At 61.1% G+C, this 26,590-nt stretch carries 27 protein-coding genes; 8 read left to right on the top strand and 19 right to left on the bottom strand.

Annotated features, from left to right (window positions below):
• Positions 1-17: 17 nt before the first annotated feature.
• Positions 18-1,184, bottom strand: coding sequence for an elongation factor P maturation arginine rhamnosyltransferase EarP (earP, locus tag DNK49_RS04010; protein ID WP_110523049.1), 1,167 nt, complete (start codon positions 1,182-1,184; stop codon positions 18-20).
• A gap of 320 nt (positions 1,185-1,504) precedes the next feature.
• A complete protein-coding gene (locus DNK49_RS04015) occupies positions 1,505-2,245 on the bottom strand; it encodes a 16S rRNA pseudouridine(516) synthase (protein WP_110523050.1) in 741 nt (246 codons plus the stop codon).
• 118 nt (positions 2,246-2,363) lie between these two features.
• On the opposite strand from DNK49_RS04015, the gene DNK49_RS04020 reads away from it, so the two are divergent.
• Positions 2,364-2,834: an SRPBCC family protein gene (locus tag DNK49_RS04020; RefSeq protein WP_110523051.1), complete on the top strand. Its 471-nt coding sequence runs from the start codon at positions 2,364-2,366 to the stop codon at positions 2,832-2,834.
• Positions 2,835-2,902: 68 nt separating this feature from the next.
• A complete protein-coding gene (locus DNK49_RS04025; RefSeq protein ID WP_110523052.1) occupies positions 2,903-3,907 on the top strand; it encodes a recombination-associated protein RdgC in 1,005 nt (334 codons plus the stop codon).
• Between the two features lie 348 nt (positions 3,908-4,255).
• On the opposite strand, the gene gabD is transcribed toward DNK49_RS04025, so the two are convergent.
• The 4 genes from gabD to DNK49_RS04045 form a co-directional block, all read right to left on the bottom strand.
• Complete coding sequence (gene gabD / locus DNK49_RS04030) at positions 4,256-5,713, bottom strand: NADP-dependent succinate-semialdehyde dehydrogenase (RefSeq protein ID WP_110523053.1); 1,458 nt, start codon at positions 5,711-5,713, stop codon at positions 4,256-4,258.
• A 164-nt stretch (positions 5,714-5,877) separates the two neighbouring features.
• Positions 5,878-6,393, bottom strand: coding sequence for a retropepsin-like aspartic protease family protein (locus tag DNK49_RS04035; RefSeq protein WP_110523054.1), 516 nt, complete (start codon positions 6,391-6,393; stop codon positions 5,878-5,880).
• 297 nt (positions 6,394-6,690) lie between these two features.
• A complete protein-coding gene (locus DNK49_RS04040) occupies positions 6,691-8,343 on the bottom strand; it encodes a peptide chain release factor 3 (protein ID WP_110523055.1) in 1,653 nt (550 codons plus the stop codon).
• A gap of 101 nt (positions 8,344-8,444) precedes the next feature.
• A complete protein-coding gene (locus DNK49_RS04045; RefSeq protein ID WP_110523056.1) occupies positions 8,445-9,062 on the bottom strand; it encodes a 3'-5' exonuclease in 618 nt (205 codons plus the stop codon).
• Between the two features lie 273 nt (positions 9,063-9,335).
• Here DNK49_RS04045 and DNK49_RS04050 point away from each other — a divergent pair, with 273 nt between their 5' ends.
• Positions 9,336-9,581, top strand: coding sequence for a GlsB/YeaQ/YmgE family stress response membrane protein (locus DNK49_RS04050; RefSeq protein WP_110523057.1), 246 nt, complete (start codon positions 9,336-9,338; stop codon positions 9,579-9,581).
• A gap of 62 nt (positions 9,582-9,643) precedes the next feature.
• On the opposite strand, the gene DNK49_RS04055 is transcribed toward DNK49_RS04050, so the two are convergent.
• The 7 genes from DNK49_RS04055 to DNK49_RS04085 all read right to left on the bottom strand — a co-directional run bounded on the left by DNK49_RS04055 (position 9,644) and on the right by DNK49_RS04085 (position 15,312).
• Positions 9,644-10,276, bottom strand: a complete 633-nt coding sequence (locus DNK49_RS04055; protein ID WP_110523058.1) for a hypothetical protein — start codon at positions 10,274-10,276, stop codon at positions 9,644-9,646.
• On the bottom strand, positions 10,269-10,817 hold the full coding sequence (locus tag DNK49_RS04060; RefSeq protein ID WP_110523059.1) for a GTP-binding protein: 549 nt from the start codon (positions 10,815-10,817) through the stop codon (positions 10,269-10,271). The genes DNK49_RS04055 and DNK49_RS04060 overlap by 8 nt, the downstream gene beginning before the upstream one ends.
• On the bottom strand, positions 10,814-11,941 hold the full coding sequence (locus DNK49_RS04065) for a hypothetical protein (RefSeq protein WP_133255082.1): 1,128 nt from the start codon (positions 11,939-11,941) through the stop codon (positions 10,814-10,816). The genes DNK49_RS04060 and DNK49_RS04065 overlap by 4 nt, the downstream gene beginning before the upstream one ends.
• Positions 11,938-12,585 (bottom strand): hypothetical protein, encoded by a 648-nt coding sequence (locus DNK49_RS23900; RefSeq protein ID WP_133255083.1) that lies wholly within the window; start codon positions 12,583-12,585, stop codon positions 11,938-11,940. Before DNK49_RS23900 ends, DNK49_RS04065 begins: the two co-directional genes overlap by 4 nt.
• A gap of 50 nt (positions 12,586-12,635) precedes the next feature.
• Positions 12,636-13,016 carry a CZB domain-containing protein gene (locus DNK49_RS04075; protein ID WP_110523062.1) on the bottom strand — a complete coding sequence of 127 codons (381 nt, stop codon included), beginning with the start codon at positions 13,014-13,016 and terminating at the stop codon, positions 12,636-12,638.
• A gap of 14 nt (positions 13,017-13,030) precedes the next feature.
• On the bottom strand, positions 13,031-13,396 hold the full coding sequence (locus DNK49_RS04080) for a roadblock/LC7 domain-containing protein (RefSeq protein WP_110523063.1): 366 nt from the start codon (positions 13,394-13,396) through the stop codon (positions 13,031-13,033).
• A 101-nt stretch (positions 13,397-13,497) separates the two neighbouring features.
• A complete protein-coding gene (locus DNK49_RS04085) occupies positions 13,498-15,312 on the bottom strand; it encodes an EAL domain-containing protein (RefSeq protein ID WP_110523064.1) in 1,815 nt (604 codons plus the stop codon).
• A gap of 722 nt (positions 15,313-16,034) precedes the next feature.
• Here DNK49_RS04085 and DNK49_RS04090 point away from each other — a divergent pair.
• The 3 genes from DNK49_RS04090 (at position 16,035) to DNK49_RS04100 (ending at position 17,812) form a co-directional block, all read left to right on the top strand.
• The gene (locus DNK49_RS04090) at positions 16,035-16,610 is read left to right on the top strand and encodes a hypothetical protein (RefSeq protein ID WP_133255084.1); all 576 of its coding nucleotides are present in this window, start codon (positions 16,035-16,037) and stop codon (positions 16,608-16,610) included.
• A gap of 248 nt (positions 16,611-16,858) precedes the next feature.
• A complete protein-coding gene (locus DNK49_RS04095) occupies positions 16,859-17,212 on the top strand; it encodes a YbaN family protein (protein WP_110523066.1) in 354 nt (117 codons plus the stop codon).
• Positions 17,213-17,257: 45 nt separating this feature from the next.
• Entirely contained in the window at positions 17,258-17,812 is a 555-nt protein-coding gene (locus DNK49_RS04100; protein ID WP_110523067.1) for a mechanosensitive ion channel family protein, read from the top strand.
• Positions 17,813-17,865: 53 nt separating this feature from the next.
• Here the strand turns inward: DNK49_RS04100 and DNK49_RS04105 are convergent, their stop codons facing one another.
• The 6 genes from DNK49_RS04105 to DNK49_RS04125 all read right to left on the bottom strand — a co-directional run bounded on the left by DNK49_RS04105 (position 17,866) and on the right by DNK49_RS04125 (position 24,917).
• A complete protein-coding gene (locus DNK49_RS04105; protein ID WP_110523068.1) occupies positions 17,866-19,164 on the bottom strand; it encodes a diguanylate cyclase domain-containing protein in 1,299 nt (432 codons plus the stop codon).
• Complete coding sequence (locus tag DNK49_RS24055; protein ID WP_165843261.1) at positions 19,161-19,331, bottom strand: hypothetical protein; 171 nt, start codon at positions 19,329-19,331, stop codon at positions 19,161-19,163. Before DNK49_RS24055 ends, DNK49_RS04105 begins: the two co-directional genes overlap by 4 nt.
• 127 nt (positions 19,332-19,458) lie before the next feature.
• Positions 19,459-22,053, bottom strand: coding sequence for a DNA topoisomerase III (locus DNK49_RS04110; RefSeq protein WP_110523069.1), 2,595 nt, complete (start codon positions 22,051-22,053; stop codon positions 19,459-19,461).
• Positions 22,054-22,167: 114 nt separating this feature from the next.
• Positions 22,168-22,635, bottom strand: a complete 468-nt coding sequence (locus DNK49_RS04115; RefSeq protein WP_110523070.1) for a Smg family protein — start codon at positions 22,633-22,635, stop codon at positions 22,168-22,170.
• 87 nt (positions 22,636-22,722) lie between these two features.
• Positions 22,723-23,889: a DNA-processing protein DprA gene (gene dprA, locus DNK49_RS04120; RefSeq protein ID WP_110523071.1), complete on the bottom strand. Its 1,167-nt coding sequence runs from the start codon at positions 23,887-23,889 to the stop codon at positions 22,723-22,725.
• 5 nt (positions 23,890-23,894) lie between these two features.
• The gene (locus tag DNK49_RS04125; RefSeq protein WP_110523072.1) at positions 23,895-24,917 is read right to left on the bottom strand and encodes a LysM peptidoglycan-binding domain-containing protein; all 1,023 of its coding nucleotides are present in this window, start codon (positions 24,915-24,917) and stop codon (positions 23,895-23,897) included.
• A gap of 162 nt (positions 24,918-25,079) precedes the next feature.
• Between DNK49_RS04125 and def the strand changes: the two genes are divergently transcribed.
• Positions 25,080-25,583, top strand: coding sequence for a peptide deformylase (gene def / locus DNK49_RS04130; RefSeq protein WP_110523073.1), 504 nt, complete (start codon positions 25,080-25,082; stop codon positions 25,581-25,583).
• A gap of 19 nt (positions 25,584-25,602) precedes the next feature.
• Entirely contained in the window at positions 25,603-26,562 is a 960-nt protein-coding gene (gene fmt / locus DNK49_RS04135; protein ID WP_110523074.1) for a methionyl-tRNA formyltransferase, read from the top strand.
• Positions 26,563-26,590 lie beyond the last annotated feature (28 nt).

Below are 26,590 nucleotides of genomic sequence, written 5' to 3' on the forward strand. Positions count from 1 at the left end.
AATTTAGGCGCGGGATTCTACCCCGCCGTTCGCCCGCTGTGGGAACAGAATTTTGTCAAGGCCGTCGCAAGATCGTCACAAAGTGCAAGCTCGTCACACCAGCGCTCGGCATGGCCACGCAGTTCAGGCAGCACAGCGACGTAAGCCGACCATGCCTCTGCGGGCGTGCCAACGCCGTTCCAGGCCCGCCAGAAGGTGCGCAGCGCGATCTCTGCTTCCTTTCCCAGCCCCCTGCAATAACGGTCGAGAAATGCCTCGAGCTTGTCCAGGTGCACACCTTCATCCTGGTGGTAAATCTGCCACACCAGCGGCCGACCGGCCCATTGCGCCCGGACGAAGGAATCCTCGCCGCGGACAAAGTTCAGGTCGCAGGCCCACAGCAGGCGGTCGTAGGCCGATGGCTCGGAAAACGGCAGCACCTGCACACGCAGGCTGTCCAGCTGAACATGATCGCCGGCCTTGATCCGTTCGCGACCGAGGGCTCGGGCAAGATCGGGCAACACCCGTCCTTCAGGTACCAGCACCACGACCGGCGTCCCGGACTGCTGCCACTGCTCGAGCAACCGCGGCAGATCAGGCTGCTCATAGGCAAACAGCGAGACCAGCAAGGCCTCGGCAGGCAGATCGGCAAGCCCCATGGCCGCCAACCAGGCGGGGGCCGCCCTGCCTTGCGCGCGAAACGCTGCACGTTCGGCAAGCAGGTCGCACTCACGCAACAGACCGCCGGTCTTGGGATCGAATCCCGGAAAGAAGAAATGCTTGGTCAAGGGCAGCCGGGGATGCGGCGACCCCAGTCCATGACACGCCTCCACCCAGGGTTCGGCCGACAGGTACTCAAGGTTGATCCATTGCGGTGCCGGCACCCTCCTCGCCATCTTGTCGATGTAGGACGCAGGCAATTCGCAGGCAAAGGCTTCGATCACCACATCCGCGGCGTCCACCTCGGGAAAGTCGTCCCTCCAGTGACGCAGACGGACACCATCGACGATGGAATCCGGCATTTCAGCCGCGGGCACCAGGCGTCGGAGCGCTGCCCAGTCATCCACCCAGAGTGTCGGCTGCAGCCCGTGTTCACTTGACAAACAGCGCGCAAGCCGCCAGCACACGCCGATATCCCCAAAATTATCCACAACCCGGCAGAAGATCGCCCATTGTGCAATGCGACATGGGTCAGAAAAGCTCATGACGGTGCACAACTCATGGGAGCAAACCGGGAGAGCTTGTGGATAAAGGCTTCGCGACCGAAAGCGGTAAAAATCATGGACATTTCATCCACACCTGTGAACAGTATTTATCAACCAAACCATCAAGCCCTGCATCGCATGAAGCGCCTGGGCAGAGCCAAGTTATCCACAGAAAACGGGGCACTGTTTACTTCTTTATCTTTATATTTAATAGAAACTTAGAACAACAAAACACTCGGCCTACGAGACCGCACCAACAGCAGTAAGCCGGAAGCCATGCAGAAAAAAAGCCGGTCATCCTGGCCGGCTTGTGTTCAGGTTCAGTACTCGGGGTGATCTGCCAGTTGCTGCAGATCCGCGGCTTCCAGGTAACGCCATTGACCGGGAGCCAGCGCCGGATCCAGGATCAGGCCGCCAACCTGGGATCGATGCAGACCCTCTACCCGGTTGCCGGCAGCACCGATCATCCGCTTGACCTGGTGATACTTGCCCTCGCACAAAGTCAGCTGCAAGGTGTGGTCGCCCGTCTGGCTGCAGGCGACTGCAGCAACCACTTCGTTGTCCTCGTGCAGTTCGACACCGGCCAGCAGTTGCCGGACCAGGTCATCAGTCACGGGGTGCTTGAGCGTCACTTCATAAACCTTGGGCGTACGCTTCTTGCCCGAGCTCCAGTGGTGGATGAACTGACCATCGTCGGACAGCAGCAGCAGGCCGGTCGTGTCCTGGTCCAGCCGACCGACGCACTGCACGTTGATCGGCAAGAACTGCGGCGGCAGCAGACGGAACACGGCAGGGTGGAATGTCGGTTTGTGCGAACATTCGTAACCTGCCGGTTTATGCAGCATCAGGTAGCGTTGAGCGCGAAAGTGCCAGACTTCGTCATCGACGCTGAATTCCAGACCTGGAGAACCATTGCTGGAACCCGGATCGAAGTCGGCATTGGGGTCTTCACAGGGAACGCCGGCCACCGAAACCAGGCCGGCACGAATGAGGGCCCGGCATTCCTTACGGCTGCCGAACCCTTGAGCATGGAGAAGTCGTTCGAGTTGCATGCCCGGCATGGTAGCGCAAGTACCTGTCGCATCAAGCCCTTGCAAGACTCCAGGGCACGTCAGACAAGACGGACGCCGGTCTTGTGCTCGGGGTAAACTATGCGTCCGACCGGTTCGGGAGTCCCTCTTGAAGTTCGAACACCTGATCGAGGTCAATGATCTCGCCAATCCCCTGCAATTCCGCCTCACCCGCGATGCCCTATGGTTCGGCCTGCTGTACCGTGCCGAAGACGCACGCCCCTTTCTGCCAGGTCTCGATGCCTGCGTGATCCTGCAGCGCACCGACACCGTACTCACGCGGGAACTGCGCTTCGGTAGCGCGGTGATTCACGATGAAGTCACGCTGTGCCCACAGTCGTGGATACGCTTTGAATCCCGTGCGACCGAACAGCATGCAGGCGGCCGTCTGACCATCTCCATCGAAGAGCCGCAGGTCGATGCCCTGTTCCTGCGCTTCAGCTATGTCACCACGCTGCCCGAGGGGGCCGGTAGCGAAGATGGCCAGTACGCGGACTTTGTCCGCTCCGCTTATCACGCCTCCGATCTCGATACCGTCCAGGTGATCCGCCGCCTGGCCGAGAACGGTCGCCCTCACTGAAACCTTTCACGATTCGCCGCCGGTTGCCAGGCAGCCGACGGCTTTCATTGCAAAACAGGAAAAAACCTATGTGGTTCAAGAATCTGCAAATCTATCGCCTGCCCGCCAACTGGGACATGAGTATCGAGAAACTCGAAGAACAGCTGGCGAAAAAGCCGTTCCATCCCTGCGGCAGTCAGGATATGGAAAGCCGGGGCTGGCTGTCACCGTTGGGCAACGATGTGCTCGTTCATGCGGTCGGTGGTCAGTGGCTGGTATCGCTTGGCTTCGAAAGCCGCCTGCTGCCCTCCTCGGTGGTCAAGCAGGTGGCCGACGAGCGTGCGGAAGAGCTGGCTGAACAGCAGGGTTACAAGCTTGGCCGCAAGCAGCTCAAGGAGTTGCGCGAGCAGATCACGCAAGAGCTGATGCCACGCGCCTTCACCCGCCGTCGTCGCATGTTTGCCTGGATCGATCCGGTGGGCGGCTGGCTGGTCATCGACGCTTCCAGCCCGGCACGTGCGGAAGATGTGCTCGAGCAGCTGCGCCATACCCTGGACAGCTTTCCCCTCACCCTCTTGCGTACCGAACGCTCGCCGATGTCGGCCATGGCCGACTGGCTGGCTGGCAACGAAGCGCCGGCGGGTTTCACCATCGATCAGGATTGCGAGCTGCGTTCGGTGACCGAGGACAAGGCAGCAGTGCGCTATGTCCGTCATTCCCTCGAAGGTGACGAGGTCAAGGGCCACCTCGAAGCCGGCAAGTTGCCAACCCGGCTGGCGCTGACGTTTGATGATCGCGTCAGCTTCGTGCTGACCGAGAAGCTCGAGATCAAGCGCCTGGATTTTCTCGATGTGGTCCGTGATCAGATCGAAGGTCAGGCAGAAGACGCCGAGATGCTGTTCAACGCCGAGTTTGCGCTGATGACTGGCGAACTGGGTCATCTGCTGCCGGCGGTGGTTGCTGCACTGGGTGGTGAGTTGAACAGCGATCCGATCTCGCAGGCACCGGTTGCGCCCACGCCAGTGCCTGCAGCGGCGACTGCGATCAGCCCTGCTGCTGAGGCAAGTGCGGTGCCATACGACCCACCGTTCTGATATCTGCCGACAGGCAGGCCCCATAAGTAGTGCTGCTGCCAGCAGGCGGCAGCCCGTCTTAAAGGGTGTACACAGTATTTAAAGATTTAAAAGACTATAAAGACAATAGTCAGCAAAAAACTGTGGATAAGTCGTTTTAAACTTTTAAAACAGGTGTTTAAAAAAATTAAACCCTGTAAACAAGTTGTCTGTTTACGACGGACGAATTGTTGATGGTTCCGGACCTCGTCCTCTTTTCCACGCTTATCCACAATTTTGCCCTACGGCTGGTCACAGCTTATACAGGCAGCCATCCCCCGGTTTGCTCACACCATTCAGGTGGAAAAACCGGGGTCTCCACGCCGTGGATCAGCGGATGCCGCCCATGCACAGGTACTTCATTTCGACGTAATCCTCGATGCCGTACTTCGAACCTTCGCGGCCGATACCGGATTCCTTGACCCCGCCAAAGGGCGCGACTTCGGTCGAGATGATGCCCTCGTTGATGCCGACGATGCCGTACTCCAGGCGCTCGGCCACCCGCCAGATGCGGGCGATGTGACTGGCGTAAAAATAGGCTGCCAGACCGAACTCGGTATCGTTGGCCATACGGATCGCTTCGTCTTCAGTGTGGAAGCGGAACAGCGGTGCCACCGGGCCGAAGATCTCTTCACGCGCGACGCGCATCTGTGGGGTCACGTCGGTCAGGATGGTAGGTTCGTAGAAGGTGCCACCCAAGGCATGGCGTTTGCCGCCGCAAGCCAGCCCTGCTCCCTTGGCAAGCGCATCGGCAACCAAGGTCTCGACCTTTGCGACCGCCTCGTCGTTGATCAGCGGGCCTTGTTGGACCTCTCCCGACAATCCGGGTCCGACCTTGAGCTGGCCAACGGCTTCGGCCAGTCTGGCGGCAAAGGCGTCGTAGATGCCGTCCTGCACCAGCAGGCGGTTGGCACACACGCAGGTCTGACCGGCGTTGCGGTACTTCGACGCCATGGCACCAGCGACCGCGGCGTCGAGGTCGGCATCGTCGAACACGATGAATGGGGCGTTGCCGCCAAGTTCCAGTGAAACCTTCTTCACCGTACCGGCGCATTGCTTCATCAGCAACTTGCCGACTTCGGTCGAACCGGTAAAGGACAACTTGCGTACCGTGGGGTTGGCGGTCAGTTCGCCACCGACTTCGGGTGCCTTCAGCGTCGTGACGACGTTGAGCACGCCTGCCGGCAGCCCTGCACGCTCGGCCAGTACCGCCAGCGCCAGCGCACTCAGCGGGGTGTCCTCAGCGGGCTTGATCACCATGGTGCAGCCTGCGGCCAATGCCGGCCCAGCCTTGCGGGTGATCATTGCAATCGGAAAGTTCCATGGCGTGACTGCCGCCACCACGCCTATCGGCTCCTTCAGCACGATGATGCGTTTGTCGGCACCGTGTGAGGGAATCACATCGCCGTAGATGCGCTTGCCTTCCTCGGCAAACCATTCGATGAAGGAGGCACCGTAGGCCACTTCGCCACGTGCCTCAGCCAGTGGCTTGCCCTGTTCGGCAGTCATCAGCACGGCCAGGTCGTCCTGGTTGGCCATGATCAGCTCGAACCACTTGCGCAGCACCGCTGCACGCTCCTTGGCCGTACGTGCCCGCCATGCGGGCAGCGCGGCATTGGCCGCAGCGACGGCGCGTCGGGTCTCGCGGGCGCCCAGGTCAGGCACCTGTGCCAGCACACTGCCATCGGCCGGGTTGGTTACCGCAAAGTGGCTGCCGTCGTCAGCCTCGATCCAGTGGCCATCGATCCAGGCGTGTTGGCGGAGCAGGGTGGGGTCCTTGAGTTGCATGGCATGTCCTCTTGAGATGTGCGATCACGGGACGTCCTGGCACGACGGCCGGAGGCTGGCATTCAGGACGCGGAGATTTACGCCGTCACGGTCATGGCGGGCGCGTGGCAGATGTCAGCTTGCCGGGCACCGGCACACTGCGCAAGGCTTGCAAGGTGTTTGGTCTAACCCGGCATCCGCAGGATCAGGGTATCGCCGCGCTGGATGAACTCCAGGTGCTTGAGTACGCTCATGCCAAGCAGCACCTGATCGTCGCGCATGCCGGGGTTCAGGTGGCTGCGGACCTGACGCACGCGGAAGGGGCCGAGACCCAGCTCGTCAATCAGCGTGGTGCGCACGGTAACGGTGCCGTTGGCGGTCATGACCTGTGCCGCGGCGCCTGCTTGCAGGCCGAGTTCGGGACCGAGGTGAGCGGGTACCGACACCTGGGTGGCGCCGGTATCGAGCAGGAAGGTGACCGGACGGCCGTTGATCGTGCCCGGTGCCACGTAGTGACCCATGCGGTTGCGCTGCAGTACCAGTTCCTGGCTGCCGGGCTCGACCACGATGTTGCGGTTGGGGTTGTGCTGGTCCTGCACCTTGCCGTCAAAGAACAGCCAGAGCACGCCCAGCAGCGCCAGCGCTGCCAGCCAGCTCATGACCCGGCCGATGCGCCGGGTATCGTGCTCGGGGGCGCTCATTGGCTCCACCTGCAAGCGTCACTCACCATTTGGGGAGCCTGAATGATGTGTTCAGACCGGTCAAGCCTTGTGCTGATGATCAATGCGGTCAAGTGTTTGATGTGTGATTGATCAATCCGGATCGCGTGTAGGGCGGAATGAAATCCCGTCTGTGGCCGCGCGGGTACGCTGGCTGGCGTCAGCCATACCGATTTTGCAGGCCATGCACCAGTGGCGGCGGGGTTGGCACCCCGCCCTACGCCAGGGTAGGGCAGCACCTTGGATGGGATAGGGTGCAGCACCATCATGTGCAAGGCATTACTCGAGCACCTGGCCGTGCTCGCGAGTGGCGTGGAAGCCGACCTTGGGCCATTTCTCCATCGTGACCGCCAGGTTGTAGCGGCTGCTGGCCAGGTAGACCAGGTTGCCATCGACGTCCTTGCCCAGACGCAAGGCCTGTTCACGCTCGAAATTGCGCCGGGTCAGTTCATCCGGGAAGGTCAGCCAGCGGGCGGTGTGGATGTCGGCCGATTCGAAGATCGCATCGACCTTGTACTCGTCCTTCAGGCGCTGGGCGACGACTTCGAACTGCAGCTGGCCAACGGCACCGAGCAGCATTTGTCCGCCTTCCTGCTCGAACACCTGGATTGCACCTTCTTCGCCCAGCTCCTGCAGGCCCTTCTGCAACTGCTTGGACTTGAGCGGATCGCGCAGGCGCGCGGCGCGGAACATTTCCGGCGAGAAATAGGGAATGCCCTTGAAACCGATCACCTCGCCTTCGGTCAGGGTATCGCCGATCTGCAGCTGGCCGTGGTTGTGGATGCCGATGATGTCGCCAGCCACGCCGTCTTCCTTCAGCACGCGTTCGTTGGCCATGAAGGTCAGCGCGTTGGCCAGCTTCATGTCGCGGCCGGCGCGCACATGCCTGACCTTCATGCCCGAGCTGTAGCGCCCCGAGCAGATGCGGAAGAAGGCGATACGGTCGCGATGCTTGGGATCCATATTGGCCTGGATCTTGAACACGAAGCCGGTGAATGCGGGCTCGGCCGGTTGCACCATGCGCTTGCCTGTGTCGCGCGCTTGCGGCGGCGGGGCCCAGTCGATCAGCGCCTGCAGGATTTCCTGAACGCCAAAGTTGTTGATACCCGAACCGAAAAACACCGGGCTTTGGGTGCCGGCAAGAAACTCGTCCAGAGCGAAAGGAGGCGAAGCCTCGTTCAAGAGGTCGACATCGTCGCGCATCTTGCCGATTTCCATCGGATAGCGCTGATCCAGCTCGGGGTTGCGCAGGCCTTTCAGGACTTCGGCATCACTCTTGCGTTCTTCGCCGGCGGTGAAGGTCAGCACCTGGTCCTGCAGCAGGTGATACACACCGCGGAAGGCCTTGCCCATGCCGATTGGCCAGGTCACCGGTGCGCAGCTGATCTTGAGCACGTCTTCGATCTCGGCAAGCAGCTCGAAGGGCTCGCGTACCTCGCGGTCCATCTTGTTGACGAAGGTGATGATCGGCGTGTTGCGCAGGCGGCAGACATCGAGCAGCTTGATGGTCTGCGCTTCCACACCCTTGGCAGCGTCGATCACCATCACCGCCGCATCCACTGCAGTCAGCACGCGATAGGTGTCTTCGGAGAAATCCTCGTGGCCCGGGGTGTCGAGCAGGTTGATGGTATTGCCCTGGTATTCGAACTGCATCACCGAGCTGGTGACCGAGATGCCGCGCTGCTTTTCGACTTCCATCCAGTCCGAAGTGGCATGGCGTGCAGACTTGCGTGCCTTCACCGTACCGGCAAGCTGGATTGCGCCGCCGTACAGCAGCAGCTTTTCGGTCAGCGTGGTCTTGCCCGCGTCGGGGTGGGAAATGATGGCGAAGGTGCGGCGTTTCTGGACGTCGCGCACGAGCTCGGGTGGATACGGAGTGGACAAGGGATGACAGCCAGTAGTGAACGGGGAGGCAGGCCGGATGTATGGCATCAAAGCGGCCGGGTGGCAGGATTCTACCAAGCAATCAGGTGCTTCCGTAGTCTTGCCACGTGCTTGTCACATGTTGGCAGGCGGGTGCGTGTGCAACGGACTCAGGCAGCCTGCCCGCAATATCGACCGATGCAACGCGCCAATCCACTGCGTGGCGTCTTCTGGATGGCCAGCAACAGATCATGTTCCACCCGTTTCAGCTGGTAACGCTGACGCAGGGTTTCATCCAGTCGCATGAAGAGGTGCGCAGTCGCTTCGGCATCGGCCAGCGCACGGTGAAAGCGCCCGGTGTCGGGCAGACGCAGGCTGCTGACCAGGGTGCCCAGCTTGTGATTGGGTGCATCGGGAAAGATCCGCCGCGACAGCAGCAGCGAGCAGATGAAGTCTGCCGGACGGCTGCGGCCGACACGGGCCAGCTCTGCATCCCAGAACTTGCTGTCGAAAGCGGCATTGTGGGCAACCAGGGGATGCGCACCGACGAACTCGGCGGCTTCGGCCATGACCTGCTCCACCCGGGGGGCGGCCCGCACCATCGCCGTTGTGATGCCCGTCAGTTGCTGAATCTCCCAGGGGACTGACAGGCCGGCATTCATCAGGCTCTGGTAACGATCGACGATCTGGCCGTCGCGTACCAGCACCACGCCGATTTCAGTCGGCCGTGCGCCAAGATTGGGTGCCATGCCGGTGGTTTCGAAGTCGATGACGGCGTAGGTAGGCATCTGAATGTGGATCTGGCGGCATTAAAGGAGGGATTATCGCGGATCATGACCGGAGATGTTGCTCAGGCTTCAGACAGGCCGCGGTAAATCGTGCTTGATCTGCAGATCTGGCCTGGTGGCGGGGCAAGCCGTTTCAAACCGACACGCATTCCTGTGCCCTGTGGGTGAATAATGGATGGGCTGCCGGAGATCAGGAAAACGTCTGTCCGTGCGCAATGAGAGCCTGTAATGGACTGGCTGTGCAACTTACTTCAATGCATCCGGAGGTCAGGAATGGGCATTATCTCGACGATTTTAATTGGTCTGATTGTTGGCCTGATTGCACGTATGGTGAAACCGGGCAATGACCCGATGGGTTTGATCATGACCGCGTTGCTGGGTATTGGCGGATCGATGATTGCAACCTACGGTGGCCAGGCGCTGGGTCTTTACCACGCAGGACAGGGGGCTGGCTTTATCGGTTCGGTCGTGGGTGCGGTGGTCTTGCTGGTTGCGGTGGGCATGCTCCGCAAACGTTGAGCAGGCGGATCTTCAAGACCCTGTGTCGACATCAAGGGCGTGGGGTCGAGGAGGCGCTGCGGTCAAGTCCGACCGTAGCGATGCACCAGCGCCCACAGCAGGCGAGTGGTTGAGGGGTGATGCAAGCGAGGCATCGCGTCAATGATCAGTACAAAACGGTTTATCCCAATGTGAACCGGCCAGAATCCTACCTGGCTGTTGCCTGATGCATTGACCACCCCCCAGGCGGATGTACCCAGGCCCAGCGCATCCTGAAGCAGGGCGATGTTCCGGTCGTGAATGGAACACAGACTGGCTGAAAGGGCGGCAAGCTCTTCGGCAACGGCTTCCGGATAGCCCGTATTGGCTACGCAGAAGCCTTGGGGATCGGCCAGCACAACCTTGCCTGTGGTCGAGAGTGCCGGCAGCAGATCGGGGAGCAGGATCTCGAAGGGTTCATTGGGTACGGTAAGCGGCCTGTCGAAACCTTCCAGCCACCCTGCCTGCTGCATGGACCGGATGAGTGTCGTCGTATCGGTACGGTCGAGGCCGCTGAGTGACATGATCGTGTTCAGCTCGGCACGCGGACTGCGATCGCATTGCAGTATTTGCAGGATGAACTGCGCTGCCGGTTCAGGCCTGTTCATGCTGACTGCGTGGTATGCACCTGCCGGACTGGGCAGGAAGTAGCCCGTGACCCGGGTACCTTCATTCATCATCGGGCTCCATCAGGCCAGGATCGATTGAATACAGCAGGGCTTTGAGCAAGGTCCGCATGTCTTCATTGGAGCGAGCGTCGACCTCGAACACCGGGACATTCCATCCCAGTCTTGCAAGATGTGCGTGGTAGTCCTCGATATATGGATGCGGTGCCAGGTCCATATGACTCACGCCAACGACAAAACGTGTCTGTTCGATCAAGGTGTGGAACGCCTTCAGGAAGAACTCGACTTCATCCAGTGGAGAGGGGCGATTGTTGTTGATCAGCACGACCAGTCCGATGCAGCCCTCGCTGAGGATCTCCCACATGAAATCGAATCGCGCCTGGCCGGGCGTCCCGTACAGGTGAATGTGCCCATTGCCGTCGAGATCGATCCGGCCGTAATCCATCGCGACGGTGGTGGTCAGCTTGAGCCGGGCGGTCTCATCGGAGGCCTGCGCATCCGTTCTGACAGGGTCGATATCGGAAAGTGATGAAATGGCGGTTGTCTTTCCCGCGCCCACCGGGCCGGTAAAAATGATCTTGTGATGACTCATGAGTATTCGTTTGCCGAGCGGCTCGAAAAGATCCGCTTCAGGATGCGGGACAGCAGCTTGCGCCTGTCGGGCTGGCCGCCTGCAAGGTCCGGTCTGGGGGCTGAGGGCTTCAGGATGCGTTGTTCATCTTGCGAATCGATCAGCTCGAGCGCAGTGCATGCCGTGTGAAAGACGTGGATGTCGCTGGCTGAGATCATCAGCTTGCGTGCGGTTTCATCGATGGAGCATTGGCCCGATAGCCAGAGGGGGACGATCTGCATGGCGTGCGGTGTGGCGAGCAGGCGCGTCAGGTTTGGCCAATGACGCAGGCGTACCGGTGTGTCCCCGGAGGTGCCTTCGATGAGGCGTCCGCGCGAGGTCCAGATGGCAAGACGCCACAACAGGGGATCCAGCGCTTCTGCTGCGCTGCCGGTAGGTCGAGTGATGGTGCCGTGATCGAGGGGGACAAGGTGAAAGCGTATGCGTGTCAGGGCGATGGAGCGTAGAACTTTGTCCGTCATTCCGGTGCAGGCACAGCGGGACGATGCATCGACCTTGACGGCGGGGAGGTCCCAGCGAATCTCGACCGGCTTGCCTTGTGCCCGCGACAGGCGCCTGGCCTGCATCATGGCGCCGAACAGGTAGTTGTCGGGCTGAAAGGTGGTGGCGCTACCTTCGGTCGTGTTATCCGACTGGAACAGATAGTGGTTGAACGCTCTATCGTCCATGGCCAGCGCCACTCCCGCGACCCGGGTCGAATGATCGTGTCCGAGGCGGGATGGCTCGGCGATCTGTTGTATTGTCGTGACTGAGGCTCGCTCCTGTGCCAGCAGGCGCTCGATTGCATGCTCGAGCGTGGCGGAAAGCGCTGAGGGGCTGACTGGCTTCTGCAGGAACAGTACGTTTTCGGGATGTGCGCGATTGGCACTGATGACGACCACGACCGAGTTGATCGGGGTCGAGTTCAGGTCGTGCTGAGCCAGGCGTCTGCCTTCCTGCGTGTCGATGTCGATCAACAGGATATTGGCTTGAGATGGATCCTCCGCAAGCAGGTATCGATTCTCGCCGAACTGTCTGAAGAAATACTCATAGGCGTAGCGAGTCTGAAGATCCATACCAAGCAAGGCACATCTCGCCTTGCTCATGATCGTCGTCTGGCTGAGGCCCGGGCATCGGCCTCATCGAGGAAGTGCTCGAGCTTTCTCAAGGCGGTGAATAGCGCCGGATCCGAAGGCCATTTTTTTAGTCCGAGCGAGAGCAGATGACGTCCGGAATCGGTTCGTCCTTCAAGAATGTGGTCGCTGGCTTGCGAAAGCAGATCCTGGACTGTGCTGCCGTCCATGTTGAGGACATTGCTTGGCCTGGCTTCTCCGGTGCCATCGTCCGCGATGGAAAAGCGGGTGTTACCGCTGGTCCCACTGGCAAGTACGGATCCGAGACCGGGGGGAATGGGCTCATGTGGATCAAGTCCTGGATCCAGCTTCAATTGCAGCCACTGGGCCACGATCTCGTCCAGCCGATCGGAACACCGTTCAAGCATGTGGCGGCGCAGTCCGCAACCCCGCTTGCCGAGCACCAGGTACAGATCGACAAGCGCACCTGCCAGCTGGGTCGGAGTGCCTTTGTCGTAAAGATGAAGGATGCGCTGCACGTGGCTGCGTAGTTCGTGGGGCTGGCGGGCAACCCGGAATGCAAACCAGCGATTGGTTTCCTCGACATCCAGTCCGCGACCTGCACGATGCAGATGTTTGCGTCCAGGCAGCACGAATCCAACGTCAGCTCTCATCATCGGGTGTCCAGAGTAGGCTTACGAAGTTTGCAGGCGGTGGTGAGGGAATGCTATTTGGGGCTGCGGCTGGATTGGGTGCCGGCCTTATCCAGCTCGATCAGCAGATTCACCAGTTGAAACGACAGTCGATGCATTTCGGTGACGGCTTGTTCGGCGCCTTCGAGGTCGCCCTTTTCCTTGAGTGCAAGGGCGCGATGACTGGCTTCATGGAATGCCTCGTGCGGTCCGAACAACTGTTTGAAGATATTCGTTGCGTCGTCGCCGCAAGTCGCAACCTCCTGCATGCCTGTGCCGTGCATCCAGCTACCAAGTTTGCAGGCGGTATGAGGGCAGCCGGTAAAGTCGCCGCGACCGGCCAGTGTGGCCTCGATGTTGTTCAAGTAGCGGATATGGTCGTTCAGCCGCTGCAGGAAGAATGCGCCTTGAGCCATATCGGGTGTCTCCGTCAGCCCACCATTCGGGCAACTTCCTGTGCGGTCCGCTTGACGTCGAGAAAAACCAGGCCAAGCTTGGCACCCGGTCGGGTCAGGACGGTGAGCACGGCGTTTTCACCCGCGTAGGTCATCAGCACGAAACCCTTGTCACCCTTGACCAGAACCTGTTCCATGGTGCCGCGTGCCAGTTCCTGTGCGGTGCGGTCTCCCAGTGACAGCATGGCTGCGCTCATGGCACCCACCCGATCTTCGTCCATGCTTGCCGGCAGCAAGGAAGCAATGATCAAGCCGTCTGTCGAGATGATTGCGGAGGCTTCAATGTCGGTAGAACTGCTGTTGAGTTGGCTGAGCAGTGAATTCAGCATGTCTGCGCGCATGATGACGTCTCATTTTCATGGTGAAGGCCCGACGCTTCCGGGGTTCATGTATGTACTCATTATGGATCAAAAAATGACAATAGTGAAACGCTTATAGTCCATCAGGATACGGAAGCGGCAGATGTGTCAGGGCTGAACGAGACGGTGCTGGCCTGTTGCTTGAGCAGCAGCGCCTGGCAGCTGGCTGAGTCCATGGCGGGATAGAACAGCCATCCCTGCATGCAGGTACAACCCATGCGCTCGAGCAATGCAAGATCGTCGAGGTTTTCGACGCCTTCAGCCACGACCTCCTGTCCGAGTAACCGGCCCAGCATCAGCGTGGCATCGACAATGGCGGCGTTGCAACTTCTGGAGGCCATGCCATTGACGAAGCGTCGGTCGATCTTGAGGCGATCGAAGCAAAGGGACTGCAAGCGCGCAAACGAGGCGAAGCCTGTACCAAAATCATCCAGTGCAAGGCCTATGCCTTTCTGCCGGAGTTGCTGGACATTGCGGGTAGCGAGATCGTGATGTTCGATCAGCGCCGATTCAGTGATCTCGAGTTCGATCAGCGAAGCCGGAACCCGGTGTTTGTCCAGCAGGCGGTCGACCGCATCGGCAAAGTCCGGGTTGGACAGGGAACATGCCGAGATGTTGATCGCCATCCGTGTCCGGATGCCGGATGCCTGCCAGTTGCTGTAGTGGCCAAGCGCCGTGTCCAGCACCCAGTTGTCCAGCCAGTAGGCCAGGCCGGCATGTTCGGCAAGCGGGACGAAGCAGAGCGGTGAAATGGTGCCGAATTCCGGGTGGCGCCATCGCAGCAGGCATTCGACACCGACGATCCTGTTCCCGGGGCATTCCACCTGGGGTTGGAAGTACAGGTCAAGTTCCTGCTGGCCGGTCTGCAGCAGATTGCTCAGGGAGGACATGATCTCGTCCTGTTGTGGTGAGTCGACCGGATCATGTGTGGACGGCTGGTGCGGACATGCATGAACCGTGGCCCCCTGGCAGACGCAGGCGGGACCTTCTCCGTGCGCGGTGGGATAGGGGGAGGCAACCAGCGAATACCATGCGGTTCCTTCACCGTCACAACGATGCACGATGACGTCGACAAGCGTCCGGAACTGCCCGGTATCGGTTCTGAAGTAAAGTTTGCGATTGCTGTGCGATCCGGTCTCGGTTGCCGATATCAGCGCCTTGACCTCGTTGGCGTCGGTGATGGTGATGACCTCATCCAGGTCCACCGGACCTGTCCGTCCTGCGCTACGAAGGCTGTTGCCGAGCGCGCGGCGCGCGGCCGGGTTCAGGTAGATCAGCTGATGGTTGGCGTTGAACTGCAGCACCCATGTGGATGCAGCTTCAACCACGGCGAGCCAGGCCAGCCGTTCGTTGTCCAGCCGAACCACTTCCTGCTCGTCGTCGACGAAGATCAGGATCGAAGTGGAGGATTCCATGGGGACCGACACCACACCGATCCGTACCGGGTGAAGGTCTCCGCTGCTTCGCCGGATCATGGCATGTACGTCCTTGCTGCCGATCTTGGGGAAGCCTGGCCCGGACACCGGAAACAGGGTGTCGACCTGCAGCCCGACGAGGGCGATCTCGTCGAAATAGCCCAGTTGATCGAGCAGTCGATGGTTGCAGGCGAGAATCCGGCCATCATCACTGACCTTGATCAGGCCGGCAGGCAGGTCGCAGAATATGTTCTCGTAGGTACGCTGCAACTCGCCATAGCGACGGGAAAGGCTGCGAAGCTCCGTTTCGGCGGGCATGAGGCGCCTGACGGTATGGAGGGTGCCGAGCAGCCCCATCGAAAGTCCGATCAGGCTGACGAAGATGGCAATAGCACTGCCTTGCACAATCACCAGGCCAAGCGAGGATGCCGTGATCAGCCCAAGGGCGATTGCCAGGCGCATGCTGTTATCGTTGTTCAACATGGGTACCAGTGTCTTTGTGGTCGCACGAGGCCCGTCGCGAGCACTGTCGTTACGGTTGCCGATGGGGGTATCCGCATCCAGAATCAGAAGCGCAATCGTGCAGGGGGTCTGATCATGCGCATGGCAGCCCTGCCAGCTCGATTCAATCCGGCATGTGAGTTTGTTGAATCCAGTCCTGGTGCGTGTTTATGTCTTGGGCCACGCTGCTCGACCGAGGCTTGCAGCATGTCTGGACCTGTAACGCAGACGTATCCGCATGCGATGAAGAATGCCGGTTCCGTGTGTAGATTCGGTTCGTTTCCGGGGGGTATGGCGGGTCCGCCGACCGCGACGAAGAAAGCCCCTGGACGAATGATGACGATGTAATGAAGCGAGTCGCCTGCTTGAAGGCGCAGGGGATACGTGCACTGGGTTAGAATCGGAATATTTGCAGATTGCACGGCTGGGTCGGGGCGACCGGTAATAGCGGTGCATCAGCTGCCTTGCGACCGAAGCCAAGGGCGTGAAGAGGCTGTATTGCGGGTGACAGCGGATGTATTGGCGGAGCATGACGTAGGGCCTTTTCAAGGGTTGGTGATGCTATATCAATACTCCGTTGGGTTCTAGTGAAGTTCTATTAAATGCTTTTTGAGTTAATCCAAATATAAAGCAGCATATACCAGTTGGTCAACACCAAAGAGCATGGAACTTGTGATTACCACTAAAAAACAGAAGTTGCTTTCTTGAAAGAAACTGCTTTTTCTACACAAGTCCTGGCCCGACTCGGGTTGCCCGGCATGCCGACCAGTTCGGAAGGCTGGCGGACGATCGCGATCAACGAAGGGTGGCCTTACCAGGAGTATCCTGGGCGGGGGCGTGGAGGTATGCGAAGGGAATATACACCGCCGCCGCGCCTGCTCGAGTTGATACAGCGACAGCAGCGTGGTGAAACCGTCACCGAGGATGAAGTGCGTGCAGCCAGGGTACGGCGCTTGTACGAAAAGGCGTCTGGTGCACATCTTCCGCAGTTGATCGCAGAAGTGAGCAAGACGCGGCAATCCAAGTATCCCGTCGGCGTCGGTCTTCAGCACCTCGCGCTGCGCCTCGGAATCTACACGCACGAATGCGACTGGCTGCCTCATACCTTGACGGTGGAACAGCGCGCCACCCTGGCCAGCCGTGCGGCCATTGCGCTTCAGGCTGTCGTAGATCAAGTTAAGGACGTCGGGAGCCCGGAATCGAATTCAAGTGTCCTGGAGTGTGCCTTGAAGTTGGCATGGTTGGTTCAGACACAGGATGGACACGAAACGAAACCCTGAGCCACCATCGAACTGAACAGTGAGCGTGAGCCCGCCGTCGAGACTGCTGCAAGCATGTTCGTTTCGACCATCTTGCCCAGGGGATGGTGCGGGCAACACCGATATCCTGCCGCGTGCAGGCGCTTGGCTGGCTGCTGGTACTTTTTTCTGCTGTCAGTACGTGGGTCTGATACGGCCCAGGCGCATTCAGGCTCGTCGGGCTGTGCAACAATAGCGCTCTCCCACTCACCCATCTCAGTCTGGCGACGATGAGAAAACCCGTCTATCGTGCCTGCGGTCTGTTTGCGCTCGGCCTCGGCGGCTTGGGTGTGGCCCTGCCCTTGCTACCGACAACACCTTTCCTGATCCTGGCGGCGTACTGCTTTTCCCGTTCCCACCCGGAATGGGAGGCCCGGTTGCTGGACCATCCCCAGGTCGGACCGGCGATCCGCGCCTGGCGGGCGCATCGTGCCATCCCACCACTGGCAAAAGGATTTGCCCTGGTCTGCCTGGTCATCAGCGCTGTACTCGGGTGGTTCAGTTTGCCCGACTCGCTGCGCTATCTTCCCGGACTGATTGCCCTGCCGGTCGCGCTCTGGATGTTGAGCCGCCCGTCCCGGTAAGTCTGCCCATATCGAACTTCCTCGCCTGTGCGAACGAGCTGATTCATGAAACAGATCCTGCCCGACTGGGCCGAACCCTGGCTGGAATTCATCGTCCTTGGCCTGCAGATCGTGCTGATCCTGCTGGGGGCCTGGTTACTGACAATGATCATGCGGCGCATCGTTCGCCGGGTCGGCGAGCGCTACAGCCTGCCGCCCGAGCTTGTGATCGGTGCCCGTCGCGTGGGTGGTTTTGTCATCTATGCCGGCGCCTTGCTGATGGCGCTGGACCGCTTCGGCGTATCGGGCATGGTGTTGTGGACCGCCTTCACCGGTTTCGCCGCGGTCGCCGCGGTGGCGTTCTTCGCTGCCTGGAGCGTGCTGTCGAACATTTTCTGCACCCTGTTGATCTTCACCACCCGGCCATTTCGCCTGTACGACCACATCGAATTGCTCGAGAACGGCGAGAAACCTGGCTTGAAAGGCCAGGTGACCGACATCAACCTGATCTATACCACCTTGCAGGAGCGTCTCGCAGACGGCAGTGATACCGTGCTGCAGGTACCCAACAGCCTGTTCTTTCAACGCGTGATCCGGCGCTGGCGTACTACAACCCAATGAGATAAGGGGTACGGCCTGCTGGTATATGATGGCTTGAGGAATTTCCTCGAGCGTCAAAGATCCTGTTTTGCCCGATACATCGCCTGATCGGCGTGCCGTAGCAGTTGTTCGATGTCATTGCCATGATCGGGGTACAGGGCGATGCCGACGCTGGCCGTGATGCGGGCCTCGGCGTTCTCCAGCGTGATGGCGGGTGCAAGCGCTTCGCGTATCTTCGCTATTACGGCCAGGACATCGGTTTCGTCACTCACATCTTCCATCAGGACCACGAATTCGTCCCCGGCAAGCCGGGCGACGGTATCGCTGGCGCGTACTGTACCTGCCAGCCGGGTGGCAAACTCGCGCAGGAGCAGGTCACCACTGGCATGGCCAAAGCTGTCGTTGATCTGCTTGAAGTCGTCGACATCCACATAAAGCAATCCCAGGCGGGACTGTTTTCGCTGGCAGCGTGCAAGTGCTTGCCGGGTGCGGTCGTAAAGCAGCCGGCGATTCGGTAGCCGGGTCAGTTCATCGTACAAGGCCGCCTGCAGCAACTCGGCCTTGAGTCGGGTGCGTTCGATGGCGATTGCGGCCTGTGCGGCGATGAATTCCATGAGTTCGCGGTCGATGCCCGAGTAAGTCTCACCTGGTGGAGTTTTGAGCATCGCAACGCCGACTGGGCCGTTGCGGGTTGTCAGTGGCAGGATCAGCAGGTATCCGTCATCTTTCCAGCAGGCGGGAAGTGCCTTGCCCTCCAGCATCCGCGCTTTACCGCCAGCCAGCACATCCGTGCACAGGCTACTGCCAACCGGGGTGCCTGCTTCATCATCTGGCCAAAGATGGCGGTAGCTGAAGGACAACTCGTCTGATGTGCCGTGGCAGGTGGCAACAGCAACGGCGGTGACGGGTATCAGGCTGGCGACGATGTGGTGCAGCTCGGCAAACAGGGCGTCTGCATCGGCTGCATTCTGAGTCGCTTCCGAGACGGCATAGACGGCAGCCTGCATGGTCTCCACGCGTTTCTGCCGGGTGATATCCCTCGCCACGCCCAGCCGAAGGCGGTCTCCGTCGACCCAGCGTGCGGACCAGGTCAGATGGACCACATGCCCGTCCTTGTGGCGATATCGGTTCTCGAAACCGATGCGGCCTTCACCGCCCATCACCTTGGCTGCCTCAGCCCGGGTGCGTTCGCGGTCTTCAGGCAATACCAGTTCGATCATCGGATGACCGATCAGCGACGACGGCGGATACCCCAGGATGCGCTCACACGCTGCGTTGGCAAACACGATCCGGCCGGTTTCGTCGACCAGAAAAACCATGTCGAGCAACAGGTCGATGAAGTTGGGGATGCGCTGTTCAATGTTCGTGTTCATGCAAGCGCCAGATGTTCCGGTTCGCTTTGCGTGGAGAATGGATGCATGTGCCGGCGAGCCGCCGCCAGCAGGTGACGAGCAGGATCGAACCTGGTCGCCACAACCGGGTGCGTCGCGCGTTTACCGCACTGGTGACACTTGGCGAAGGCGTAGAACGTCGTGTTCATCTGGCTTTCGGGTCATCAGCAAGGAGGTGCCGGCAGCTTGCAGGTTGACGGTCAATCCGTACACGCGGTGTGTGGGTCACCATGCCGACACTGGAGTCTGATGTGTCGGCATGGCTGGCGACAGCGCCTATTCCGCGCTCTTGCTCTTGGCGGGCGCCCGCTTGCGTGCGGCAGGCTTCTTTTCGGTGGCTTCTGCAGGTGCGGTGGCGGCGGTCTCGTCGGCGCCATTGGCCTTGCTTGTCTTTGCCGTGGTGGCTTTGGGTGCCTTGGCCTCGAATTCGAAGCCAACCTTGCCATCCTTGCCACGCACCAGGAAGGCCGAGAACTTGCGCCGGGTACGTGCGGAGACGAAGCCCTTGAGCAGTTCGGTCTTGCCTTCGGTCAGCAGTTTCACCATCTGCTCGCGCTCGATCGGCTGCTGCAGGATGATCTTGCCGGAGCGGAAATCGCAGCTCTTGCCCGGGCCGACCGATTTCTCGCACACATAGGCCATGCCGTGTTCGAAGACGTTCGACTGGCACTTGGGGCAGGCGCCGATCGGTGCCTGGTCGGAGAAGTCGACCGCTTCGGCTTCCTCGCCTTCCTTGGGCTGGCCGAAATCGAACGTGGGCTGCTTGTCCTCGTTGAGCACGATGTCGGCATTGAACAGCCGGCCCATCTTGTTGCGGAAGCCAAGCAGCGGGCCGACCTTGCCTTCGCGCAGCAAGGCCTCGATCTCGGGGATCTCGAACTGACGGCCGGCGACGATCTTCCAGGTGCTCCAGTCGCAGGACTGGCAGGCAAACTTCTTGTAGTTCTCCTTGACCACCCCGCCGCATTTCGGGCACGGGGTCTGAAGCGTGACGAAGTCACCCGGCACGGTGTCGGATTCGAAACTTTTGGCGCGTTCCACCACTTCACGCGCCATCTCCGCGATCTCGCGCATGAAGGCTTCACGCGACAATTCACCGCGCTCCATCTGCGCCAGCTTGTACTCCCAGCCGCCGGTGAGCTCCGGCGAGGTCAGCGCACTGACGCCCAGGCCCTTCAGCAGGGTGATCAGCGAAAAGGCCTTGGCACTGGGGATCAGCTCGCGGCCGTCGCGGTGGATGTACTGTTCGGCAATCAGGCCTTCAATGATCTGCGCCCGGGTGGCTGGCGTGCCGAGACCGCGTTCGGCCATCGCCGCACGCAGTTCCTCGTCATCCACCATCTTGCCCGCACCTTCCATCGCCGACAGCAGCGTGGCTTCGTTGAAGCGTGCCGGTGGCTTGGTCTGCAAGGACTTGAGCAGGATGTCCTCGGTGCTGACCTTCTCGTTGGGCGTGACCGCTACCAGTTGCGGGCTGCTGCCTTCCTTGGCGTCCTTGTCCTCGTTGGCGGCTTCCTTGCCATACACCGCAAGCCAGCCGGGATTGACCAGCACCTTGCCCTCGGTCTTGAAGGCCTCGCCTTCGACGCGGGTGATACGGGTGGTGATCTGATACTCGGCAGCAGGGTAGAACACGGCCAGGAAGCGGCGTGTGACCAGGTCGTAGATCTTGTGTTCGGCCTCGGACAGGGTCTTGGGCAGCGTGCCGGTGGGGATGATGGCGAAGTGGTCGGAGATCTTGGCGTTGTTGAAGATGCGCTTGTTCGGCTTGACCCAGCCCTGCTTGACGATCTCGTTGGCAAAGGGCGCGTATTGATCGGGCAGCGCGCGAATCACATCCTTCACCGTGCCGAGATAGTCCTCTGGCAGTGCGCGTGCATCGGTTCGCGGATAGGTCAGCACCTTGTGCTTTTCATACAGCGCCTGGGCCAGCTGCAAGGTGACCCGCGCGGAAAAACCAAAGCGGCCGTTGGCTTCGCGCTGCAGGCTGGTCAGATCGAACAGCAAGGGCGACAGCTGGGTTGAAGGCTTGGCCTCTTCGGTAACCACACCGGGCTTGCCTGCACACTTTGTGCGGATGGCTTCGGCCTGCGCCTTGTCCCACATGCGGAAGGCGGTCGCATGCTCGTCGCCCTCGGGCTTCTTGAACTTCTCGTCAAACCAGCGCCCCGGGTATTCGCCTTTGGCGCAGCCGAAGCGTGCTTCGAGTTCCCAGTAGTCGCGGGACTTGAACTTGCGGATGCGATCCTCGCGTTCCACCACCAGCGCTAGCGTGGGGGTCTGCACCCGACCGACTGTGGTCAGGTGAAAGCCGCCGGTCTTGGAGTTGAAGGCGGTCATCGCCCGGGTGCCGTTGATGCCGATCAGCCAGTCGGATTCGGCCCTGCAAACTGCAGCATTGCGCAGGCCCTCGACTTCGTGGGCGGCGCGCAGGCTGGCAAAGCCATCGCGGATCGCCTGTGCGGTCATCGATTGCAGCCACAGGCGCTGCATCGGCTTCTTGGTGCCCGCATGCTCTGCAATGAAGTTGAAGATCAGCTCGCCCTCACGTCCCGCGTCACAGGCGTTGATCAGGCCGGTAACGTCCTTGCGCTTGATCAGCCGGGTCAGCAGCTTCAGGCGGTCGTCGGTTTTCTCGATCGGCTTGAGCGCGAAATGCGGTGGGATCACCGGCAGATGGGCAAAGGTCCATTTGCCGCGCTTGACTTCGTATTCCTCGGGCACGGCCAGTTCGAGCAGGTGGCCGACGGCCGACGACAGCACGTAGTGCTCCGACTCGAAGTAGTCCTTTTCCTTGGTGAAGCCGCCCAGCGCACGGGCGATATCCTGTGCGACCGAGGGTTTTTCCGCGATGATCAGTTGCTTGCTCATGCCGGCCTGGCTATTGCGGCACGCCGCATGCGGCGCCCGACTGTTGGGTGGTGAAGCGGCGGATGATAAAGAGCCCGCCGGCTGACTTGCAAGCGAGCCGCGATCCGTCCGTGCTCAATGAAATACGGGTTGCCACTCTTCATCGTCAATCGACAGCAGTTCGTCGATGATCAGGCTGTCGACCGGCTGCTCCTGCTGCCACAGCACCATCAGCACGATGACCTTGAGCCGGTTCAGGGTGACGGCAAAGCCATCCAGCGCCATGGCCCGTTCGATGATCAACTCGCGTTGCGCGGTGTCGACGACACCGGCCGACTCGAGAAAGGCGATGAAACCGCGACAGGCCTGACTCAGGTGAGCGATTTCCTCGTCGGCGTAGATCCGCATCGAGCCGGCCGCCGGCGGGATGCACGGCAGGGTGCTTTCGCTGACGCGGCGCAGGCCGGCCAGCCAGTCGAGGGCCTCGTTGATTTCCTCATCCTCGAAACCTGCCGCAGACAGCTTGCGTGCAAGCTGATCGGTTTCGGGGCAGGCATCGGCGTGGATGTAGCTTTCGAAGAGGTATACAAGAACGTCGAACATGATGACCTCCCGGCATGAACATGATGGTTCAACAAGCCGTCCTGGCAATGGATGCGGACGGCGGGAGACCGACTCCCGAACGGACGCCTAAGGTCTGCGAAGGCGCTGGAACCGGTTACCGGCAGCACGGGCAATGCTGCCGTCGAGTTCCATGGGCAGCAGAATGGCGTACAGCGCATCCACCGTCAAGCCGGAACGCAGCGCCAGGGTGTCGATATCGACGCAATCCTCGCCGAGTATCTCGAGCACCGTTGCCGCTTCGGGCGAGGTTGTCCCCACGTCGGTGCTGGCGACCGGCAACGCGCGTTGGGTGCGTCCGGAGGACCGCCCGCGCGTCTTGCGCAGAGCGGGCGCCGGCAGACCCTCGACCCGGTTGCGTAGCTCTTCGAGCACATCCTCGGCGGTTTCAACCAGCTTGGCACCCTCCCGGATCAGCCGGTGACAGCCACGTGCAAGCGGTGAATGGATGGACCCCGGAATCGCAAAGACCTCGCGTCCGATCTCGGTTGCCAGTCGCGCGGTGATCAGGGAACCGCTGCCAAGTGCCGCCTCCACCACCAGCACGCCGTGGCTGAGGCCTGCGATCAGGCGGTTACGGCGTGGAAAGTTGTGGCGTAACGGTGGTGTGCCCAGTGCAAACTCGCTGACGATGACGCCATGGGCGGCGATCTCGCGTGCGAGGGCGGCATTGGCGGCCGGGTAGATGCGGTCGGCCCCGGTGCCGATGAAGGCGACAGTGCTGCCACTGCCGGCCGCCAGCGCACCGCGATGGGCTGCCGCATCGATTCCCTGGGCCAGTCCGCTGACGATGGTCAGACCCGCTTCGCTCAGGCTGCGGGCAAAGGCTTCGGCATTGGCTTCACCCTGCGCAGTGGCGGAGCGAGCGCCTACCATGGCAAGCGCCGGCGTTCGCAGTAGTGCGGCATCGCCCTTGATGTACAGCAGGATCGGCGGGTCGGCGGATTGGAGCAGTGCGGGCGGGTAGTCGGCGTCGGCCAGCGTCAGGATGCGGTTGCCGGCCTCGTCGTGCCAGGCCAGCGCGGTCTCGATTGCAGCCTTATCCGGTGTGGCAAGCAGTGCATCGGCGGCTTCGCCCCCTACGACCGCATTCAGGGCGCTGCGGCTTTGCGCAAAGATGGCGCCGGGCAGTCCGAACGCAGACAGCAAATGGCGCTGGCGCTCGGGTCCCAACCCGGGGGCCAGCGCCAGTCGAAGCCACGCAGAGAGGTCGTCGGGATCGTCCCCGGTGTTCAAGGGGCTCAGGGCTTGCGTACGACGTCGTTGACCGAAACCGGCCCGTCGGACTCCATGATCAGCGCGTAGGCGACACGGTCGAAGGTGCGGAACACAAAGGCCAGGCCATAACGTTTCTCAGGCAGCTGGAAGGTTTCCTTGCCCTCTTCACCCTTGTACTCGGCAACCCCCCGGTTGCGGTACAGCGCCAGCACGTGTCCGCGCTCCAGCCCGTCACGCTCACCGACGTTCAGCGTGACCACATGATGGCGGCCGGTCTCGACAACGCCACGGTAGATGCCGGCGATGCGGCCTTCGATCGCTTCGGCGGGTGCATGCGGTACGAAGGAGAACACGGATGGCTGTTCGCTTGGCAGCATCAGATCGCCCACGCCGATTTCCTCGACTGCATCGACGATCTCGAGCGTGACCGGGTCGCTGCGCTCGCTCACGCGGGCGGAGCCCAGATAGTCGGCCTCGTAGGCGATGACTTCGTTGGTGACAGGATCCCGCAGCGGCTTGGCCGGCCGGAAGATCTGCCACACGTCGGCATCTTCGCGTACGTTCTTGCCGAAGATGGTGTCACCAGTGGCCATGTACACGCGGCTGGTTTCAGTCGCGACGATGGTGGCTGCACCGTCGATGCGGGCCTGGTCCACCACCAGCGGGCGGGTCAGGAAGGGGGCGATGGCCTGCAGCGGGATGCTGGGAATCTCGCTGCCCAGGGCCTCTTCGTAGACCTGGGGCACCAGCTTGTCCTGGCCAATACGGCGCCCGATGCTCAGCCACGGGCCGCTGCGGTCGAGGTGGATGATCTGGCCCGGATAGATCAGATGTGGATTACGGATCTGATCGCGGTTCAGGCGCCAGACTTCAGGCCAGCGCCAGGGTTGCTGAAGGAAGCGGCCGGAGATGCCCCACAAGGTGTCGCCCCTGACTACGGTGTACGAGTCGGGCGCGTCCTCGGCCAGCGTGACGCCCTGTGCGGTGGCAGCGCTGCTGACAAGGGTCGCGATGCTGACGATGAGAGGGAATATAATTCGTATCATTGCTCGCTTCCGGTTGATGCGGGTCGGCACCTGCCGACCCGGAACGCCACTGGCTGGCGGGTGTCGAAACACAACGCATTCACGACGACAGGCGCAGTACATGGTCATTCATGTCAAAGCGCTTGAAATTCTGCACTTAAAGGCTTAACGCGGCAAGCATTTATGGCTCTACTACCGATACTCCGTTTCCCCGATCCACGACTTCACACACGCGCCGTTCCGGTCGCCGAGGTGAACGATGGCATCCGCAAGCTCGTCGCCGACATGGCCGAGACCATGTACGAAGCACCTGGCATCGGCCTGGCTGCCACCCAGGTGGACGTGCATAAACGGGTCGTCGTGATTGACGTCAGCGAGGACAAATCCGGCCTGATGGTCTTCATCAACCCCGAAATCGTCGAGCGTGACGGCGAGCAGGTGTGCGAGGAAGGCTGCCTGTCGGTACCCGGCATCTACGAGAAGGTCACCCGCGCCGAGCATGTCCGGGTGCGTGCGCTCGATGCCGACGGCAAGCCTTTCGAGCTGGAGGCCGACGGATTGCTGGCGGTCTGCATCCAGCACGAGATCGACCACCTCGACGGCAAGGTGTTCGTCGAATACCTGTCGCAGCTCAAGCTCAACCGCATCAAGACGCGCCTGGCCAAGAAGGCCCGCATCACCGCTTGAACCTGACGGAAACGAATCGATGAATTCTCCTCTGCGGGTGGCCTTTGCCGGCACGCCCGAATTTGCCGCATGCGCGCTCGACGCCATTATCGACGCTGGCTACGAAGTGCCCTTGGTGCTGACCCAGCCCGACCGTCCCGCCGGGCGTGGCATGAAGCTGACCCCCAGTGCGGTCAAGCAGGTGGCGCTGGCGCGTGGTATCGAGGTCGACCAGCCCGAGCGCCTGCGCACCGAGGAACAACGCGCCCGCCTGGCCGCCTGTACGCCCGACGTGCTGGTGGTGGCGGCTTATGGGCTGATCCTGCCGCCGGCAGTGTTGCAACTGCCGCGTCTGGGTTGCCTCAACATCCATGCCTCGCTGCTGCCGCGCTGGCGCGGAGCGGCACCCATCCACCGCGCCATCGAGGCGGGTGATGCCGAGACCGGCATCACCATCATGCAGATGGACGAAGGCCTGGATACCGGGCCGATGCTGCTGAGCCGCGCGTTGCCGATCCAGGCCGACGATACCACCGGCAGCCTGCACGACAAGCTGGCTGCGCTGGGTGCAGCGTGCATCGTCGATGCCCTGCGGCGCCTGCCCCGAGGCGAGCTGTCCGCTCAGGTGCAGCCGCTCGAGGGCGTGACCTATGCCAGCAAGATTGGCCGCGCCGATGCCGAACTCGACTGGCGGCGGCCGGCGGCCGAACTGGCCTGTGCGGTGCGTGCCTTCAACCCGTTTCCTGGTGCGGTCGGACACCTGCGCGATACCGCAATCAAGCTGTGGACGGCGCAGGTGGTACCGGCGGTCACCGGCGAACCGGGTGTCGTGATGCAGGCTGATGAGCAGGGGGTGGTGGTGGCTTGCGGGCAGGGTGGTCTGCGTTTTACCGAACTGCAGCGGCCGGGTAGCCGACGTATGGCTGCGGGGGAATTCCTGCGTGGATTCGCAGTCAATGGCGGTGAGCGCTTTACCCTGCCTGAACCTGCAGATTCTTGATTTTTAGACACTTGCCCTCATCTGAAGG

Origin of the sequence: Parazoarcus communis SWub3 = DSM 12120 (assembly GCF_003226565.1) — a bacterium.
Taxonomy (GTDB): domain Bacteria; phylum Pseudomonadota; class Gammaproteobacteria; order Burkholderiales; family Rhodocyclaceae; genus Parazoarcus; species Parazoarcus communis.